This is a genomic window from Ensifer sp. LC384, from assembly GCF_001695865.1.
Taxonomy (GTDB): Bacteria; Pseudomonadota; Alphaproteobacteria; order Rhizobiales; family Rhizobiaceae; genus Ensifer.
Genome location: NZ_MBST01000078.1, coordinates 161,837 through 179,277, shown reverse-complemented (window position 1 = coordinate 179,277; position 17,441 = coordinate 161,837). Strand labels below are relative to the sequence as shown.

Sequence of the window (17,441 nt, the reverse complement as noted above, 5' to 3'; positions counted from 1 at the left end):
CGCAACACTCGACCGTCCGCGCTCAAATGCCGATCTGACCGAGCACATTTCTGAAGTTGGCCTCGCAGGCCTGATAGCGGTCGATGGCTGCCTCTGCGTCGATCTTGGACAGGAAGTTCGAGAGATAGGTTCGCTTGTCTGCCTCGCGGTTCCAGGTTGCCGCCTCGATAGAGGGAAAGCCGATGAACTCCAGCATTTCACGCATACGGTCGTCCACCGCAATCATCAATGCGGGCACACCCGCCTGCATGCCGATGATGCAGCCATGGAACCGGCGGCCGAAGCACATGTCTCTGGTCGTCGTCCAGCCTCGCCATTGGTTGGTGTCGAAGAAGGCGACGAGTTCGTGTTCGCGCTGCCACTTCTCCTTGTGCTTGTACTGCGTCGCCCCGGTAATCCGTCCGCTTGCACGATCGTAGACCGGGGACATGTCGTCTCCCGGCAGATCGAGATTGTAGGCGATGACCTCGTCCTGGACGACATAGCGGGCAACAGACTTCGGCCCCAGCAATGCGTGCGCGTCGACGATCGTGTCGGCCACGCTGCCGAGGTAGCCACCGAAGGCGATCCTTTGCGCGTCGGCCAAAGCCGGATTGGCGAGCGCCGTGAGCGACCGGACCATCTCGTTCGGCGCGAAATAAAGCGAGGGGCAGCCCGTCGGCTTGACGAATTTCATCCCCTGCTCTCTCAGGAATTCCGCGGTAAAATAGCCCCGCGTCAGAAAGAAGCTTTCCCTGTTCCTGAGCACGTCCAGGAACTTGAGCGTGCCCTCCGGCAGCAACTCCTTGAGCCCCTCCTTGCGCTGGATGCCGATGCCCATCACCACCACGGGCATTTTCAGCTTGGCGAAAACCTCGGCTTCGAGATCGGCAGAGTATCCGGGCCGCAGCAGGTTGGCGGAAGCAAAGACGCAGATATCGAATTCGCGGTTTGCCTGCTCGTAAAGATCGTCCGAGTTGCGGTTGTTGACGAGGTGCCAGAAGGGCACATAGGTGACGTCATGCGCCCGAAGGCTCTGCGCGGCGCCTTCGCCGATCAGATAGTTGCCGGTATTGGCAATTCTCCTGACCTGGGAGAGGAAGTCCTTCTTCGCTGTTACCTCGTCGAAGAAGGGTCGGTGGCGCACCGTCAGGCCGGAAACCGAGCCGATCGTGCGCTGCAGATAGGAGGGGATCCCTGTAAGTAAGATACGCATAACTGTCCTTTGAACGAGCCTTGGGGAGGATGCCGGGTTCAGCCAGAGCGTTTCCAGTCTAAAACGGCGTGGCAGAAACGCTCTATCTCTCTGTTTTTACGCATTTCCTGACGGAAAACCGCTTCGCACTTTTCCTGGAAATGCTTTACTGACCGATCCCGATTTCCCGCAAGGTCGAACGGAACGCGCGCTCGCGATCGGAATATCTGTCGACGAGTTCCGATGCATTGAGCTTTGCCAGGTGCCCGGCAACGAATTCGCTGCGGTTCTCGGCACTGTCGATCTCGTTGATGTCGACCGCCGGCAATCCGGTGTAACCGAGCATTTCGCGCATGCGGTCGTCCACCGCGACCATCAGGCTCGGCACGGCTGCCTGCATGGCAATGATCGAGCCGTGAAAACGGCGACCCAGATTGAAATCCATCGACGAAGCCCAGGCTCGCCACTGGTTGGTGTCGAAGAAGGTGCGCACCTGGAAAGCCTTGCCGAGCCTGTCGGCCCCGGGATAAGCGAGGTCGCCCACCATCGTGCCCGACGCCGTGTCGTAGACGCGCCCCTCCGCATTCGGCTCGACGCTCATGTCGAAGTGGAGAAATTCGTCCTGCACGACGTACTGCGGCACGCTGTTGCCCCCGGGCAGAGCCTTCGCATCCAGGACCGTATCCTGGTTACCGCCGAGGTAACCGGAGAAGATCGTCCGCGCCTTGCCGACGTCGACCTCAGGCAGCTTTCGCAGCGATTTCCGCATATTGTCGGGCATGAAGTAGACGGACGGGCAGCCCGTCGGCCGCACGAACTTGAAGCCTTGGTCCTTGAGAAAACCTTCGGTTTCGAAGCCGCGCGTCAGGAAGAAGTGCTCACGCTCCTTGAGAATGGCCAGCAGCCGTTTCGTGCCCTCCGGTAGATTGTTCTCCAGGTCCTTGCGGTTCTGCTGCCCGATGCCGAGCATGACGATCGGCATCTTGAGTTGCTCGAGCACATCCGCCTCCGCGTCAGCCGAAAGCCCCTTGCGCAGCAGATTGGCGCAGGTGAAGACGCAGATATCGAAGTTCGCGTTGAATTCTTCGAGGCCGACACCATTCTTGGCGCAATTGTAGAGATGCCAGAACGGCACGTGCTTGGCGTGGGGTGAAAGCGCCCGCAGCGCCCCTTCGCCGATGAGGTAGTTGCCGGTGTTGCTGATATTGCGCAGCTCCTGCAGAAACTCCTCTTTCGTCTCCGGCTGTTTCTGGCGCTCCGCATAGGAGACGGACAAACCGTGGGCGCCGTTGACCAGGCGCGTGTAGTGACCGGGAATACCGGTCACAAGAATCCTTGCAGGCATGCAATCGACCTTTCTGCTTGAAAAACCGGCGTGGGCTCAACCGGCCGCCCGGATGCCAGCGTCGACCGCTGAATCCGACGGAAAGACGGCGGTTCTTGCCTGGGACGAATTGTCGACCCAGGTATCGCACCACGCGAGAAACTGCGAAAACGAGGATGTCCACGAACGACGGGATGCAGTCTTGATGCAGCCCTCGATCAGCGGAGCAAGTTGATCCGGGTCGCGGGCGACCGCCTCGATAACCTCAGCCATCGACCTGACGACTTCGGGATCGGCCGATGCATGGATCAGGACACCGTCTTCGCCATCGATGATGAGTTCGTCCACCGCCCCAACCGCCGTGGCGATGGGAACGCATCCGAGCTGCTGCGCCTCGGCGATGGCGAGCGGCGCGCCTTCCCAACGCGACGGCATGACGAGCACATCCGCCCAGGAGAGCGCCTTGATAAGCTCCTTGCTGGCGAAGGCCGGTGGACGGACGTCCACAGAGAGATCCTTCAGCCGCTCGGTCCATGAGACGCTCGAGTCGGCAAGGATTTCGCCGCCAACGGCGCGCGCCTCGAATGGCACATTCCTCGCCCTGAGCTCCGACAGCGTCGCGGCCAGCCTGTCGATCCCCTTCTGCCGGTCAAGCCGCCCCATGTAGAGCACATGCAAGCGCGCATCGCTGCGCGGCTGCCGTCGGGTGGCAAGCACATCGGCCTGAACTTTCGGTGGGACCGAAAAGCCCGCGCTGTTGGAGACCGCAAAGACCTTTGCGTGCGGCACTCCGAAACTGTGCAGGTAGGTCTTCAACTGTTCGGAGCAGGTCAGGAACGCGTCATAGCAATGTTCGTGGGCGATAGCGGCAAACGGTTGGCCGGCCGGGCGCTTGAACGCGGTGTTGTCGACGACGTGAAGATAGCATGCCGTGCGCGTGCCCTCGGAGCGCAGCCGGGCAATGAGAGGATGAACCGCCATGACATGGTTGTTGATCACCAGATCGAAACCCGAGAGCTGGCCCTTCAACGCCTGCCAATCGACCCCATGCTCTTCGGCAATGAAGTCCTGCCCGAGGAACGAGCCCGATCCACCCCAGGCGGGAACGCCGGCGTCCCAGAAGTGGATGTGATCAAAGCTGGAATCGAATTCGTCGATGACATCCATCTTCGCGCTACCGAGGACGAACAGATGCGTCTCGAAACCGGTTCGCTTCAGTTCTCGTGCGACGGCATAAATGACCTTCTCGGCTCCACCGAAAGAGGCGTTCGGCACCAAGAGGGCGACGGTCCGCTTGCCGGAGCTATGGCCGAGCGGCAGGATCGGTGAACCGCCGACCTCCCTTCGCAACTCCCTGTATAGCTCCCCATAGGGCACCAGCCGCGACGGACGCCATGTCCACCGCTTGCCCGCCGTATGGCGCAAGGGGCTCGAAGCAATGGCATTGATGCAATTGATCATCATCTGCTGCGGCGTGATCAGCGATCGGCGTGGCAGGCTTTTGGGGAAGGGAAAGCGCACTTTCAGCAACGTCACCGTCGGCCAGACCTGCTGGTTGCCGATCGATGCGAACCACTCCAGCGCATTGTTCTGGATCACGTCTCTGACCAGCGGCGTCGGAAGGAAAACAAGGTCAGCCGGTCCGACATTCTGCGAACCCGCCGGCAGCGCAATCGCCTCAATCCCGCGCTTCACACCGTCATTCGCAAGCTGCACGAACAACGCATTGGTGTTTTCGCTCAACCGCTCCAGATGGGCGAGAATGTTTGGAAGCATGCGCGAGCGCAGCAGCAGATCGAAAGCCGAACCGCTACCCGCCACGAGAAAGGGCGGGAAATGCACATTGTCGGGTTCGCCGACATTCGCCCAGAATGCCGGTATGATGTCATCCAGCCGAAGCACGGTCGGCGCCTTGGTCGGATCGGTGAACAACGAGATCGACGCATTTTCGGTGCGGGCGAATAGATAGCGCGGCGCCTCCTCATGCTCGAAATCGACGAGCATCGGCCGTCGATACAGAGCCTTGTGGCGTTTTCGCAGATAACTTACCGATGTCGCGCGTTCCCGATTGGCTTCCTTGAAGCGGCTTTCGGCCCGCAACCGATACTCAAAGACCGTGTCGTGGCATGGCACCCCGACAAAGCCGTTCTCAATGCAGGACAACCAGAATTCCCAGTCTTCAAATCCGTTCTGCCTGTCGTCGCTGAAGCGCACGCCGGCGCGGAAAACGTCGATGGAAATCAGGGATCCCGTGTCGCAAATATTGTCCGTGATGCAGTGAGCCAGCCGCGAATACTGATTGCCGTAATGCGCGCGCCAAGACACGGAGAACGTGTCGATGTTGGTATAGACCCAGCCACAAGCACTGCTGTTGAGCTTTTCGTAGAGCGTCTCGATCGTGCGGGGCAGAACGCGATTGTCGGCATCGAGGAAATACACCGCCCGAGCCTCGGGCAGATGCTCGACAATGAAGTCGATGGCGCGGTTGCGGGCACCACCTGGTCCCGCATTGCGGCCGAATATCACGTGAATGAAAGGATGGGCCGCAGCGTAGAGCAACAACTGATCAAACGTTTCGTGGCACGGGTCTCCATCGACCGATACGACGATCGCAAGCCGGGATGTGCTGAGATCGGATGCCAGAGCGGATTCGATGGCTTCCAGGACAAGTGCCGCATGACCGTAGAGCGGCATCGCGATGGCGATGAGATCGGCCTCCGGATTACCTGGCATTCAGGGCCTCCGTCGATTGCTTTACCAGTCGGAAGCTCGACAACTTGAGCCAGCAGAAATCGACGGTGTCACCCACGGCCCGGCTGAGGATGATCAGGTCCATTGGAACGCGGATCGCCTCGTCCATCTGCATGCTGATGCTTATGGATTGCTGAGCACCGACCTCCCGCCAGCCGCTGAACAGGGTCGAAGGTTTTGCCGACCCCTTGCGTGCGAGTTCGGCGACTTCCGAGCGGGCGTTCGAACCAGCCGGGCTCAAGAGAAAGCTGACGGCCGCCGGCGCGCCTTTGGGATGATCGATAATGGCGCTGGCCGACAACGAGACCGTGCCAGGCTCGATGGCGCGATTGATCGCCCCGGCAGAGATACCGCTCGGCAAAGGGTGACAGACGATCGCATGTTCATGTTCCAGGAACCGGATGGTCTGAAAATCCGGGACGATTGGGGTCACCGAAACGTCGGCGATCTGGCTGAGCTTCTCCAGCCCGAGCCTGTAGTCGACGGTGAATTGCCCTTCCAGCAAGCTGGTGGGGGCAATCATGTTCGCCGTGCTCGCAGGCTTGACCCCAGGCAGCCCCGTGAACACCCGGAACGCGAGCGGGCGCAGATCGAGATCAGGATGCGCGTGTTCCGATCGCGCCGAGTATCGCTCGCTGGCGATATGGTGCCCGAGCGAAAGGCCAAGCGCGTCCGAGCCGCTGGCAGATACACGCAGACGAAGGGTTCTGGCCGCCCCGCCACAGGCGCGCGGCAGAGAAAAGAAGTTCCAACCGGAGACCAGGCCAACGTAGGGAACATTCCATTCCGCAACACCTTCGCCACTCTCCAGATAGGTCAGAGTGACGATCAGTTCGCCACTGCCCTTCGGCAGCGAGTGAAGGTGAAGGGCGAACCCGGCGACGCCGAGACTGGAGACGGGCAGAAGCTGTTCGATGAAGGCGCTGCTCAGCAACTGCCCCACACCCTCATCCTTGGGATCGGCAAAGGGATCATGGGCAAAAACTTCGGCAACCGGCTCCCAGTTTCGCGCGTGGAAGGCGTCTTCCAAAAGGCGATAGTTTTCAAAGAGCTCTTCACGCTCACGCCTGAGCATGGCGAGTTCCGACCTGATCGAAGCCGTATAGCGGGCAAGCCGTCCCACGCCGTCTTCGGCAAGCGCACGCAGGAGAGCCGAGCTCTCAGCCACATTGGCGGGGTCAAGACGCAAGACCGCCAACTCCGGGATCGTGCGCAAGGCGGACAGCCGCGCCAGCCCCTTCTTCAGGTCCGCCTCACCTTTGTCGGAAAAGGCGACCGCGGCGAGTGGAAACGCATCCCTCAACGTGTCGAAGGAACCACCATCAGCTTCCAGGTAGTCCACCAGATGGGCAACATTGCTGCCCTGCAAGATCGCCCGATCGCGATCCGATGCCAGCAACAGCTTCTTCAAACCGAGCCGGGGCCCCAGGGTGGATTGTCTTACTTCTTGCACGTAACGCCCTCTGAAGAAACGATAACGCATATCGATGGAGTTTCTGAATTAGCATCGCCTATACTAGCGAGGCATTATTCATCACACAGATTACCTAGCAGTGAATTTCGCAGCGCACAACGGGAAAATACATGCAGTAGGCGACAATAAACTTCATATATACTTCAATATTTGAAGTAATACTTAGGGCCGTTATCAAGCCATTGCCGGCCGCCCCGTCATCGTCGTCATGAGATCCCTCTGGCGCAGCAGGCAATCCTCCAGCCGGAAGCGCCGCTCGATGGTCCTTCGCGCTGCCGCCCGCATGCCGACGGACGCCTGCGGATTGCTTACGGCGCCGAGGATTGCTTCGGCGAGCGCGTCGGCGTCGAAGAACGGCACAAGAATACCGTTGTGACCCGTGCGGATGACTTCGCGAACCGGAGGTGTGTCGGACCCGATGACCAGGGCACCGCATGCCATGGCCTCGAGCACGGACCAGGAAAGCACGAAGGGGTAGGTCATGTAGACATGCGCCGCGGAGACCTGGAAAAGTTGGCGAAGAATATGATGCGGGACGACGCCTGGAAAAATGATGTTGTCCGGCGGCACCTCGAGCGAGGCGAGCAGGTGCGATTTCCACGAACCACCGCCAGGAGGAGGAGGCCCGTAACTGGTTCCGTCACCTCCGACGAAGACGAAAACCGTGTCCGGACGCTTTTTGACGACTTGAGCGGCAGCCTGCAGCGCCTGGGGAAAGCCACGATAGGGTTCGAGATCGCGCGCCACAAAGGTGACTACCGGCGGATCGTTGGCCTTCAGCACGCGACCGTCCGGGAGCCTTACCGACGCGGCAGGGTTGGGACGGAACTGCGCGGTATCGATACCTTCGTGACAAACGGCAATGCGCTCCCGCGTATCGGCGGGATAAAGGCTCTTTTGCCATTCGGTGGGGCTGATGCCGCCATCCATGGATTCCAGCGACAACAGCTGCGCGACGTTGCGCAGCCGCAATCTCTTGCGGTCTTCGAGATCAGGTTCGTCGTCGGGTGCGAAGCCTATGTCGGCCCCTTGCGACCGATAGAAGAACTCGCAATAGCCAAGGGCCGGAACACGAGGAAGGGCATCCTTGACGAACATCATGCTGCCCCAGCCGATGTGACCGACGACGATATCCGGCGTCATGTCCTGTCGCGCCATCGCATCGAGCGTTTCGGCGACGCGATGTCCGATCCTGGCATGGTGATCCGGCACCGCCATATGCCGAGCGATGGCCGCGGACACGCGCGGCCCGGGCTCTGCCCGGTGCCGAATGACGCGCACGGACGGAATCTTCTGATCCACGGTTTCGGTGATCAGGCTGACGTTGTTGCCCGACCGCACCAGGTCAGCCGCTAACGCGGCGAACTGGCCGAAGCCGCGCCGATGAACAAATGCCACATGCATGCTATCTAATCCGCTAACTGAATGACGTGCACATTGAGTTCCACCCGGTCACATGTCGTAACGTGACACGCTGCCCCAGACGAGTTCGAGTTGATGCAGGGTCTGGAAGGCGGTCTCCAGGTTCTGGCGATCCTGATGGCCACGATTGAGCGCCCGCTCATAGGCCATCGCTGCATCGCGCAAGTTCGCCCTGAGCAGCCGGCCTTTTTCCGTCAGCTTGATGCGCGCCGAACGCTTGTCGCGCTGGGACGCAACCCGATCGATGTAATCTCCATCCGCCAACTGCTTCAGATAGTACGACACGTTCGAGCCGACATAGTGTCCGCGATCGAGCAGCTCGGCCACCGAAAGCTCGGCATCTCCGATTGCCAGCAAGACCATGGCCTGAGCCGGACCGATGTCGTCGACACGCAGCTTGGTCAGCTCGGCGCGCACCAAGCCGGAAAACCGCCTGCTCACCCTCTCCATCAGGCGCGCAAGCTCGAAATAGGTCAGCTGTCGGCAATCGCTTGCGGCTTCGGCTTGATCGTGGGCTCCTACCGCCTTCGATGTCTGGTCCTCCTGCTGGAGCAACGACACATCTTTGATCCCCGTGGACGGATAGAGTACTCTTTCATTCATCCAACTCTCCATTTCGAAATTTACTTCAAATCTTGAAGTAAATTGAACTACACACTCCCCTCCACACGCCCCAGAACTTGCATTACCGCTTACTTTTGTGCCACACATAGCGAAGCAATACTATTATTCGCCCCAAATGTAAGCCAGACGCCCTCCATGAATGGCTTTAACGTTAACTTCAGGCAACCGCCCATGCGTGATACTGTTCGGAACGAGACGAGAAACAACGGTCAAATTTTAGGGGTTATGCGCCGGGATGAGATTATCAATCCAAGATTGCTAATACTGCAAGCCAAGCGTGTGTTTCTATCCGTATCGCTTTACGCCGCGCTGCTCAGTGTCTGCATAAGCCTGCTTCAGCTCACGATACCGCTGTTCATGTTGCAGATTCATGACAGGGTTCTCAACAGCCAGAGCTTTGATACGCTCACCATGTTGACGCTGCTCGCGATCAGCGCATTGGTCGTCTATGGGGTCCTGGATCTCATTCGGGCCCTTGCTTTCCAGGCGATGGGCAGCGCCATCGTGCGAAGGCTGAATGCTCCGGTTCTGGCATCGGCGGTCCAGGCGTCGGTGAACCAGGGGCTCACCCGTGCGGCCCAATCCCTTCGCGACCTGTCGGAACTTCGCAGTTTCCTCACGTCATCGGCAGTGGTCGCGCCGCTCGACGCCGCCTGGTCCCCGATTTTTCTGGGGGCGTTGTTTCTGCTGCACCCGCTGTTCGGCGTCGTCGGCGTCGTGTCGATCGCATTGCTCGTTTGCTGCGGGCTCGTCAACGACATGATGACGCGCCAGCTCACCAAGGAGGCCAACCAGGCGAATGTCGAAGCGGTCTCCAAGATCGCCGGCTCCCTCAGGCACGCCGAAGCGATCGAGGCGATGGGCATGTTGCCGGCGCTCGCCAAGCGCTGGCGCGCCCTGCAAATTCACGCTTTGGGCGCGCTCGAAGCCGGAGGAAGCAGGAGCAAGGCGATGACGTCGCTGACGCGCAGCTTGCGGTACTCGATCCAGGTCATCACGCTTGCGGCGGGTGCGTTGCTGGTGCTTGACCAGGCGATCACCCCCGGCGCGATGATGGCTTCAAGCATCCTCGTCGGTCGCCTGCTTATCCCCTTCGACACGATCATCGAAAACTGGCGCCAATGGGTGCTTGCCGTCGCCGGCTGGCGCCGGATCGAGGCGGCGATCGGCGAAGATCTGGCGATCCGCCAGACTACGCCGACACCGCATTCGGCCGGCGACATGATTGTGGATAAACTCGTCTACGCCGTCCCCGGCGTCGAGGTGCCGATCATCAAGGGCATTTCCTTCTCGCTTTCCCCCGGCGAAGTATTGGGCGTGGTCGGCCCATCGGCCGCCGGCAAGTCGACGCTTGCCCGGCTGTTGGTCGGCATCTTGAAGCCGACGTCGGGCGGCGTCTTTCTCGATGGCCACAACACCTATCTCTGGGAGCGCGGGTCCTTCGGGGAATCGGTCGGTTATCTCCCCCAATCGGTATCGCTGCTGGAGGGCACGATCCGGGAAAACATCGCCAGAATGGAAGATGGCGATCCCTACAAGGTCATCGAGGCCGCGCGGCTGGCGGAGGTGCACGAGATGATCGGCCGTCTGCCGCTCGGCTACGACACGCCCGTCGGCGATGGCCATCTTACGCTTTCCGGCGGACAGAGGCAGCGCATCGCGCTGGCACGTTGCCTCTACAATCGCCCGCGCCTCGTCGTCCTCGATGAACCCAATGCCAATCTCGATTCGCTCGGGGAACGCGCTCTGGTTCGCGCGATCCAGCGCATGCGCGACCAGGGCGCCATCGTCATCATGATCGCGCATCGACCATCGATCATGCAGGTCGCCGACAAGCTTCTCGTCCTCGAAAATGGTCGTATCAGCCAGTTTGGGCCGCGACCGGACATTTTGACTGCTGTGCCAGGGCCTGGCGAAACGTTGCGCGAGGTTGCTTCCGCATGACAGAAAAACCTATGCTTCCGCTTCGCCCGCAGCCGTCCGAGGTCGACGTCAAGCTCCCGGTAAAACTAACCTCTCAGCCAGCACCGACCGCGGCCGATGCCGATGATGCGCATGCCGAACGCGCTCTTCGCCGCCTGATGGTCGCTGGGCTTGCGACGATCATCGTATCCTTCGGCGGCTTCTTCACATGGGCGGTATCGACGGAACTCAGCAGCGCGACCGTTGCCAATGGCAGCGTCATCGTCGACTCCAAACGCAAGACGATCAGTCATTTCGAAGGAGGCGTGATGGGACGCCTTCTGGTTCAGGAGGGCGAACAGGTCACGGTCGGGCAACCGCTCATCCTGTTGGAAGACACACGGGCACGTTCCAACTTGAATGCGCTCAACAGCCGTCGCATCGGCCTCATCGCGAGGCTCGCCAGGCTCAAGGCCGAACAGGACGGCGCGGCGACCATCGCCTTCCCGAAGAATTTCGGCGAAGCGGGCGGGATCGCGGTCGATGAAGCGATCAAGGCGGAGAATGTGTTCTTCGACAAGCGACACGAGGCCAAGGCCGGGCGCGTCGACGTTCAGACCAAAACGATCGAGGAATATGGCGAACAGACAAAATCGCTGCTCACCCAGCTCGAAGCGACCGACCGGCAGATCGCCCTCATCACCGAACAGCGCACCGCCATCGCTAGCCTGGTCGAGAAAGGCTTCGTGCAGCGCGCGAAGCTCATAGAAGTCGACACGCGCCTGAGCGAGCTCGCCAGAACACGCGGCGAACTGGCAGGCGACAAGGCGCAGGCGGAAAAGGCAAGGGCTGGCGCCCAGCTCGCACTGATCGGCATCGAAAGCGAGTTTCAATCGACGATCGCCGGAGAGATCACAACGGCGCGCATCGACCTGACGGATGTCGAAGAACAGATCGTCGCGGCCAAGGATGTCCTGCGGCGCATGGAGATCCGCTCTCCGCAGGCAGGCGTGGTCAGCAACGTCTGGCTGCGTACCCCCGGAAGCGCGGTGACGCCCGGCCAGCCCCTGCTCGAAATCGTACCGGAAGACGAGCCATTGGTCGTCGAAGTGCGCGTGAACCCGCGCGACATCGACAGCATATCGGTGGGCTCCCCGACGCAGATCAGGCTGACCGCCTACAGTCAGCGCTCGCGCCTGCCCTTCAATGGGGCGGTGACCTACGTTGCCGCAGACCAATCGGTCGACGAGAAGTCGGGCGCCTCCTATTTCACCGCTCGCGCCAAGATCGATGCGGCGTCTCTTGCCGCCGATCCCGATGTCCGCCTGTATCCGGGCATGCCGGCCGAGGTGCTGATCGTACACAAGGCGCGCCGCGCTATCGACTACCTAGTATCTCCACTGACAGAAAGCTTCAATCGCGCCTTCAGGGAAGATTGAACTGACAGTGTCGAGCGGAAAACAGAGTAAATTACTACAAATATTGAACTAGTTTGCGGATAAACTAGCTACTTATTTGCCGAATAATAGGCATAGTTTAATTTTTGTATTGATTTCCCGCGAAAAATGACAATAATGTCGCGAAGATTTCATGATTTAAGCTGGAATCTCTGTTGAAATATATTCAAGGCCGATGCACACTCCCGGCGCATCAACATCGACCTGGTCGGTGGAAGTGCGATTTATCCACCAAGAGGAGAGGCAGATGGCCACACTAGAAGGCGGCGCATACGACGACGCGCTGTTCGGCTCTCGCTTCAACGATTTCATCCACGCCCGAGCGGGTGATGATTTCGTGAGCGGCGGCAACGGACATGACATCATTTTCGGCGACGAAGGTGACGACCAGCTATTCGGCGGCAACGGCAACGACGGGCTGTTTGGCGGCGAAGGCGACGACGTTCTCTATGGCGAGAACGGCAACGACACGCTGAGCGGCGGATGGGGTGACGATCTCCTGTCCGGCGGCAAAGGCAGCGACATATTGCTTGGCGGTCAGGGCAACGACTTCCTGTCCGGCGGCAAAGGCAGCGACATGCTCTTCGGCGGTGATGGCAATGACGTCATCAGCGGCGACGCCGGCAACGACCTCCTGGTTGGCGGAGCGGGCAACGACATCTTCGTCTTCGACGGCGGCGGCGGCAACGACGTCATCCTCGACTTCACGCCCGGCGAAGATCTGCTGCAGATCTCGAAGGGCATCAATGGTCTCGATATCACCACGCCTGACGACCTCGCTTCGCGGGTCACCCAGGTCGGCGGCAATGTCATCATCGACCTCGGCCACGGCGATTCACTGACCCTGGTCAATGCCGACGTCGACGACATTCAGGCAAATCCCGAGAACTATTTCACGGTTCACTAAGCGTGGACAAGGCGTGCCCTGCATTCCTCCCGCAGGGCGCGCACTCCAAGAGGGATCGAATTTGCCGTTCAGCGATATCAAGCAGCCAAATACCGATCCTAAACGGAACGCAAAGGCGTTCCGTTTAGGATCGGATCTGGCGGTTCTCATCTGGGACCTGCCGCCGGCGCTGCCAATTCCGACACGGGCGGCCCTGACGATGTCAAAGCCGCCCGTGCCGCTCGTCAGCGTAACCCTCCGGCTCGTCGACGGACGACAGCGAACGCTATGGGCCATGCGGACGACGAAGGTGCCGATGCCGGCCACCATTGCTATCGAAGGCGGCGACAACGCGGTCCCGATCAGCATCGAACCGGCAAGCAGCCTGCCTCCCCTCGACATGGAGCAACTGTTCCTGGAACTCGCGCCGGAAGCGCGCATCAGATTTCTCAGCGCCTTGCTGACGACATGGCGAAGCGCATTCAAGGTCGCCAGCGATCCGTACTTCTGCCTGATCGTCGAAGACGCCCTCAACACATTGGCGCCGATGCCCCGGCCGGCGCGCATTGCCTGCGAACTTGGCCGTGGGCGGTTTTTGATCGAGACGACGATCAATCCGGAGGTCGACGACAAGCTCGGAATCTATGTCGTGGGCTCGGCAAACGTCAGCCAGTTACGACCCAAAGCAATCATACGCCGCGGCACGCGGAAAGGCTGGCAGACCTGTCACTTCATTGCCGAGATGCCAAGCCTCAGCCCACCTTTCCAGCTTGTGCTCCTGAGCAAGAACGGCGTCGCCATAAGGCAGCTTTCCGAGCGCGTAGCGCAATGTCCAAACCTGACGCGCTGGTGGGCAGAAAATCGCGACGCCGTCGAACTGCGCGAACTGCTCGTTCAGCATCTCGCCACCTGGCCGAACGGTGGACCGGCTACCGCGATCGACCTGCAGATCCGGGCACCCCTCAAAGAACGTCATGTCCAGAGAGCGGCACAACAGCCATCCGGGCAGGTCGACCTGGCGCTGGCACTTTCCGACAGCCTGATCGTCGGTGGCTGGTATCATGATCCATCATCCATGCTGGCTGGAATCGACTATCTGCAGGCAGATGGGAAAACAGTGCCGCTGGACGGCAATATCTACGAATTTCCCGGATGGGCGCAGACGCAGGCCGACAAATCGAAGACGGATGTGACCGGCTTCGTCGCCCGGCTGCCCCTCGATCAATCGCTCGGCCCGCTGCTTCAGCCGCGTTTTCAGATACGGTTGGCCTCTGGTGCCGTGAAGCCCCTCATCCCGCCGCCGCAACCCTTCGAACCCGTGCTGCAGCGAAACCAGATCCTGCGCGCTGTCCCGCCGCAACACGCCATCGATGACGCCTTCCGCACGATACTTGCGCCGGCGCTCAGAGAGGTGGAGCAGCGTCTGGGCAAGACGATAGAGGTCAAGCGGACGAGGGACTATGGCCTGCCACGGCATGCGCCTCTCGTTTCCATCGTGATCCCGCTCTACAAGGTCCTCGATTTTCTCCGCTTCCAGCTGTCGGGCATGGCCACCGACCCCTGGCTCAGGGAAAATGCGGAACTGGTATTCGTTCTGGATTCCCCGGAAATTCAGGACGAGACCGAGCATCTCCTCGGCGGGCTGCATCTGCTGCACGGTTTGCCCATGCGGCTGGTGGTGATGAACCGGAACGGCGGCTACGCGCGGGCATGCAATACCGGGGCTCGCATGGCGCGCGGCTCCATTCTTGTCATGCTCAATTCCGATGTCGTCCCCTGCGAAGCCGGCTGGGTGCAGACCCTGATACAACCGATCACGAGCGGGGCGTTCGGCGCCGTCGGCCCCAGGCTGATCTTCGAAGACAGATCGCTGCAACATGCAGGCCTCTATTTCGGGCGCGACCAGCGGGGGATCTGGCTGAACCACCACTTCTACAAAGGCATGCCCAGCGACTACCTGCCGGCGCAACAGGCTCGAACGGTTCCCGGCGTTACCGGCGCCTGCCTGGTCACCTCGAGGGATATCTACGAGAGCGTCGGCGGCTTCACCGAGGACTATATCATCGGCGACTATGAAGACAGCGACCTCTGCCTGAAGATCCGTCGGGCCGGCTTCGAGATCGGCTATGAGCCGTCGGCATGCCTGTATCACTTCGAGCGCCAGTCGATCCGGCGCAGCCAGGACTACATGCGCGGGGTCGCCAGCCAATACAATTCCTGGCTCCACACCCAGCGTTGGGACGATGACATCGCCGCGCTGATGGCGCGCGACTATCGTTCGCCGAGCGGGCCCAAGACCGCGTCTCCCGATCGCACAATTGAATGGACGAATGCATGATCAATGCCCTGCCGCGCGATGAAATCGGCGCACCACCACCGCTGGACGATGCGCATCTTCGCTGGCTGACCGACAGCGTCTCGCGCAACCGGTTCCTTCCGCAGCCGGACCCGAACAGCATTTTTGTCGGCGACGGCGATTTCCGGGCGATCGGTGCGGAGTTTCTCGGACATTTCATTCGTCTGGGCGGCTTGCGCGCCGATCATCGTGTTCTCGATATCGGCTGCGGCATCGGCCGTATGGCGGTGCCGCTCACCCAATATCTCGATGGCGACCGCGGCCGTTACGACGGCCTCGATCCTGTAGAGGGCGGCGTCCGCTGGTGCCGGGCGACGGTGACGCCGACCTATCCGAACTTCGCGTTCCAACGCCTCGACATCGCCCATGATCTCTACAATCCGACCGGAACGATCAAAGGCCGGGAACTAAAACTGCCATTTGCCGACGCGCAGTTCGATTTCATCATCATGACGTCGGTCGTCACGCATCTGCCCGCCGACGAGGTGATGGCCTATCTGGCGGAAATCTTCCGGGTCCTGGCTGTTGGCGGTCGATTGTTCATGACCGCCTTCATCGTCGACGAGGTCGCCAGGCGAAATGCCACGGGGCGACGCGACCCGCGGCTTGCCTTCGAGCGTGCCGGGCAAGGGCCCTGCTGGTTCGTGCCGGGCCAACCGCCGCTGGCGGCCGTCGGCTTCGATGACGGCTTTCTGGAAGGCGCGTTCAATCGTAGCGGTCTCTCGGTCGCCCTCAAGTCCTACGGCCATTGGCGCGCGCCGGGCGGCACGCACTATCAGGATGTCCTCGTGGGTGAGCGTCAACGGAGCCGCGCATGAGCAAGCGCATTCTCGTGGTGGCCCACAATCACCCGGCCCTTCATCCCGGCGGCACTGAGGTCTTCGCGCATGACCTCTTCCGCGCCTACCAACGGGCAGGACACGAGGCGCTGTTCCTGGGCGCGGTCAACCAGGTTCATCGCGAGGCAAGACCGGGCACGAGTTTCCAGGCCATCGGGCCGACGGGCGACGAAATCCTGCTTTGGGCGGGTCATTTCGATCGCTTTTTCATGAGCCAGATCGACCTCTATGGTTTCGTGCCTGATCTCACGGACCTGCTGCGCGAATTCCAGCCTGATGTGGTGCATCTTCACCATATCCTGCTGATGGGCGCCGAGTTTCCGCATATCGTGCGCCGGACCCTCCCGGCGTGCAAGATCGTCATGACGCTGCATGACTACTACCCCATCTGCCATCATGACGGGCTGATGGTACGAACCGACCGACGGGAGCTCTGCCACGGCTCAAGTCCGGACCGTTGCCATGCCTGTTTCAAGGACATCAAACCCGACCGCTTCGCCCTGCGGGAACAGCATCTCAAGGCGCTCTTGAGCACGGTTGATTGTTTTGTCGCGCCGAGCGAATTCCTGAAACGACGATATGTCGACTGGGGAATTGCCGAAAACCGCATCTCCGTCATTGCCAACGGCCTGCCGCCCCGCGCGCTCGAAACCGGCAAAGACAAGCCCAAGGCCGGCCGCCCCGTCTTTGGCTATTTCGGCAACCTGAACCCTTGGAAAGGGATCAAGGTGCTGCTGGAGGCGGCGCGCCAGCTCATCGCCGATGGCGTCGACTTCGAGCTGCGCGTCCATGGCGGTGCCCCGTTTCAGACCCAGGAATTCGTTGCCGATATCGACCGCCTGTTTTCCGAAACCTCACCCTTCGTCCAGCGGCGTGGACCCTATCGACGGGAAGATGTCGCGGCCCTCATCGGCGCCGTGGACTGCACCGTCGTCCCCTCCATCTGGTGGGAGAATGCGCCGCTGGTGATCCAGGAGGCGCAGGCTCAAGGTCGCCCGGTGATCGCCAGCAATATCGGCGGCATGGCGGAGCTGATCAGGAACGGCGTCAATGGACTGACCGTCGCACCCGACGATCCGCGCCAGCTTGCTGCGGCCATGCGCCAGATCGTCGAAAAGCCGACGCTTCTTCGCCAGCTTTCCGGTCGAGCCGTTCGTCCTGATGATATCGACACCACCGCTGGACGTTACCTCGCTCTTTTCAATCTCCAGCAGGTTCAGGCCGCTTAAAGA

The 17,441-nt window shown here is 60.7% G+C and carries 12 protein-coding genes; 6 read left to right on the top strand and 6 right to left on the bottom strand.

Annotation, left to right across the window (positions count from 1 at the left end):
• Positions 1–22: 22 nt before the first annotated feature.
• From BC363_RS31465 to BC363_RS31440, 6 genes are all read right to left on the bottom strand, one after another.
• Complete coding sequence (locus BC363_RS31465; protein WP_065785192.1) at positions 23–1,195, bottom strand: polysaccharide pyruvyl transferase family protein; 1,173 nt, start codon at positions 1,193–1,195, stop codon at positions 23–25.
• Between the two features lie 145 nt (positions 1,196–1,340).
• Positions 1,341–2,519, bottom strand: coding sequence for a polysaccharide pyruvyl transferase family protein (locus BC363_RS31460; RefSeq protein WP_065785191.1), 1,179 nt, complete (start codon positions 2,517–2,519; stop codon positions 1,341–1,343).
• A 36-nt stretch (positions 2,520–2,555) separates the two neighbouring features.
• Positions 2,556–5,231, bottom strand: a complete 2,676-nt coding sequence (locus BC363_RS31455) for a glycosyltransferase (protein ID WP_065785190.1) — start codon at positions 5,229–5,231, stop codon at positions 2,556–2,558.
• Positions 5,221–6,702: a DUF6212 domain-containing protein gene (locus BC363_RS31450; RefSeq protein WP_065785293.1), complete on the bottom strand. Its 1,482-nt coding sequence runs from the start codon at positions 6,700–6,702 to the stop codon at positions 5,221–5,223. The genes BC363_RS31455 and BC363_RS31450 overlap by 11 nt, the downstream gene beginning before the upstream one ends.
• Before the next feature lie 195 nt (positions 6,703–6,897).
• The gene (locus BC363_RS31445) at positions 6,898–8,127 is read right to left on the bottom strand and encodes a glycosyltransferase family 4 protein (protein ID WP_065785189.1); all 1,230 of its coding nucleotides are present in this window, start codon (positions 8,125–8,127) and stop codon (positions 6,898–6,900) included.
• A gap of 48 nt (positions 8,128–8,175) precedes the next feature.
• Positions 8,176–8,748, bottom strand: a complete 573-nt coding sequence (locus BC363_RS31440) for a MarR family transcriptional regulator (protein ID WP_082366750.1) — start codon at positions 8,746–8,748, stop codon at positions 8,176–8,178.
• 192 nt (positions 8,749–8,940) lie between these two features.
• Between BC363_RS31440 and BC363_RS31435 the strand changes: the two genes are divergently transcribed.
• The 6 genes from BC363_RS31435 (at position 8,941) to BC363_RS31410 (ending at position 17,438) form a co-directional block, all read left to right on the top strand.
• The gene (locus BC363_RS31435; protein WP_065785188.1) at positions 8,941–10,713 is read left to right on the top strand and encodes a type I secretion system permease/ATPase; all 1,773 of its coding nucleotides are present in this window, start codon (positions 8,941–8,943) and stop codon (positions 10,711–10,713) included.
• Positions 10,710–12,110 (top strand): HlyD family type I secretion periplasmic adaptor subunit, encoded by a 1,401-nt coding sequence (locus tag BC363_RS31430; protein WP_065785187.1) that lies wholly within the window; start codon positions 10,710–10,712, stop codon positions 12,108–12,110. Before BC363_RS31435 ends, BC363_RS31430 begins: the two co-directional genes overlap by 4 nt.
• Before the next feature lie 265 nt (positions 12,111–12,375).
• Complete coding sequence (locus tag BC363_RS31425) at positions 12,376–13,035, top strand: calcium-binding protein (protein ID WP_065785186.1); 660 nt, start codon at positions 12,376–12,378, stop codon at positions 13,033–13,035.
• A gap of 199 nt (positions 13,036–13,234) precedes the next feature.
• The gene (locus BC363_RS31420; RefSeq protein WP_244512796.1) at positions 13,235–15,352 is read left to right on the top strand and encodes a glycosyltransferase family 2 protein; all 2,118 of its coding nucleotides are present in this window, start codon (positions 13,235–13,237) and stop codon (positions 15,350–15,352) included.
• Entirely contained in the window at positions 15,349–16,188 is an 840-nt protein-coding gene (locus BC363_RS31415; RefSeq protein WP_141690506.1) for a class I SAM-dependent methyltransferase, read from the top strand. Before BC363_RS31420 ends, BC363_RS31415 begins: the two co-directional genes overlap by 4 nt.
• Positions 16,185–17,438: a glycosyltransferase family 4 protein gene (locus BC363_RS31410; protein WP_065785183.1), complete on the top strand. Its 1,254-nt coding sequence runs from the start codon at positions 16,185–16,187 to the stop codon at positions 17,436–17,438. The genes BC363_RS31415 and BC363_RS31410 overlap by 4 nt, the downstream gene beginning before the upstream one ends.
• Positions 17,439–17,441 lie beyond the last annotated feature (3 nt).

Excerpts from the sequence above, each read along its gene's own strand:
- BC363_RS31465 (WP_065785192.1), bottom strand. The coding sequence starts at position 1,195 with ATGCGTATCTTACTTACAGGGATCCCCTCCTATCTGCAGCGCACGATC.
- BC363_RS31460 (WP_065785191.1), bottom strand. The coding sequence starts at position 2,519 with ATGCCTGCAAGGATTCTTGTGACCGGTATTCCCGGTCACTACACGCGC.
- BC363_RS31455 (WP_065785190.1), bottom strand. The coding sequence starts at position 5,231 with ATGCCAGGTAATCCGGAGGCCGATCTCATCGCCATCGCGATGCCGCTC.
- BC363_RS31445 (WP_065785189.1), bottom strand. The coding sequence starts at position 8,127 with ATGCATGTGGCATTTGTTCATCGGCGCGGCTTCGGCCAGTTCGCCGCG.
- BC363_RS31440 (WP_082366750.1), bottom strand. The coding sequence starts at position 8,748 with ATGAATGAAAGAGTACTCTATCCGTCCACGGGGATCAAAGATGTGTCG.
- BC363_RS31435 (WP_065785188.1), top strand. The coding sequence starts at position 8,941 with ATGCGTGATACTGTTCGGAACGAGACGAGAAACAACGGTCAAATTTTA.
- BC363_RS31430 (WP_065785187.1), top strand. The coding sequence starts at position 10,710 with ATGACAGAAAAACCTATGCTTCCGCTTCGCCCGCAGCCGTCCGAGGTC.
- BC363_RS31425 (WP_065785186.1), top strand. The coding sequence starts at position 12,376 with ATGGCCACACTAGAAGGCGGCGCATACGACGACGCGCTGTTCGGCTCT.
- BC363_RS31420 (WP_244512796.1), top strand. The coding sequence starts at position 13,235 with ATGTCAAAGCCGCCCGTGCCGCTCGTCAGCGTAACCCTCCGGCTCGTC.
- BC363_RS31415 (WP_141690506.1), top strand. The coding sequence starts at position 15,349 with ATGATCAATGCCCTGCCGCGCGATGAAATCGGCGCACCACCACCGCTG.
- BC363_RS31410 (WP_065785183.1), top strand. The coding sequence starts at position 16,185 with ATGAGCAAGCGCATTCTCGTGGTGGCCCACAATCACCCGGCCCTTCAT.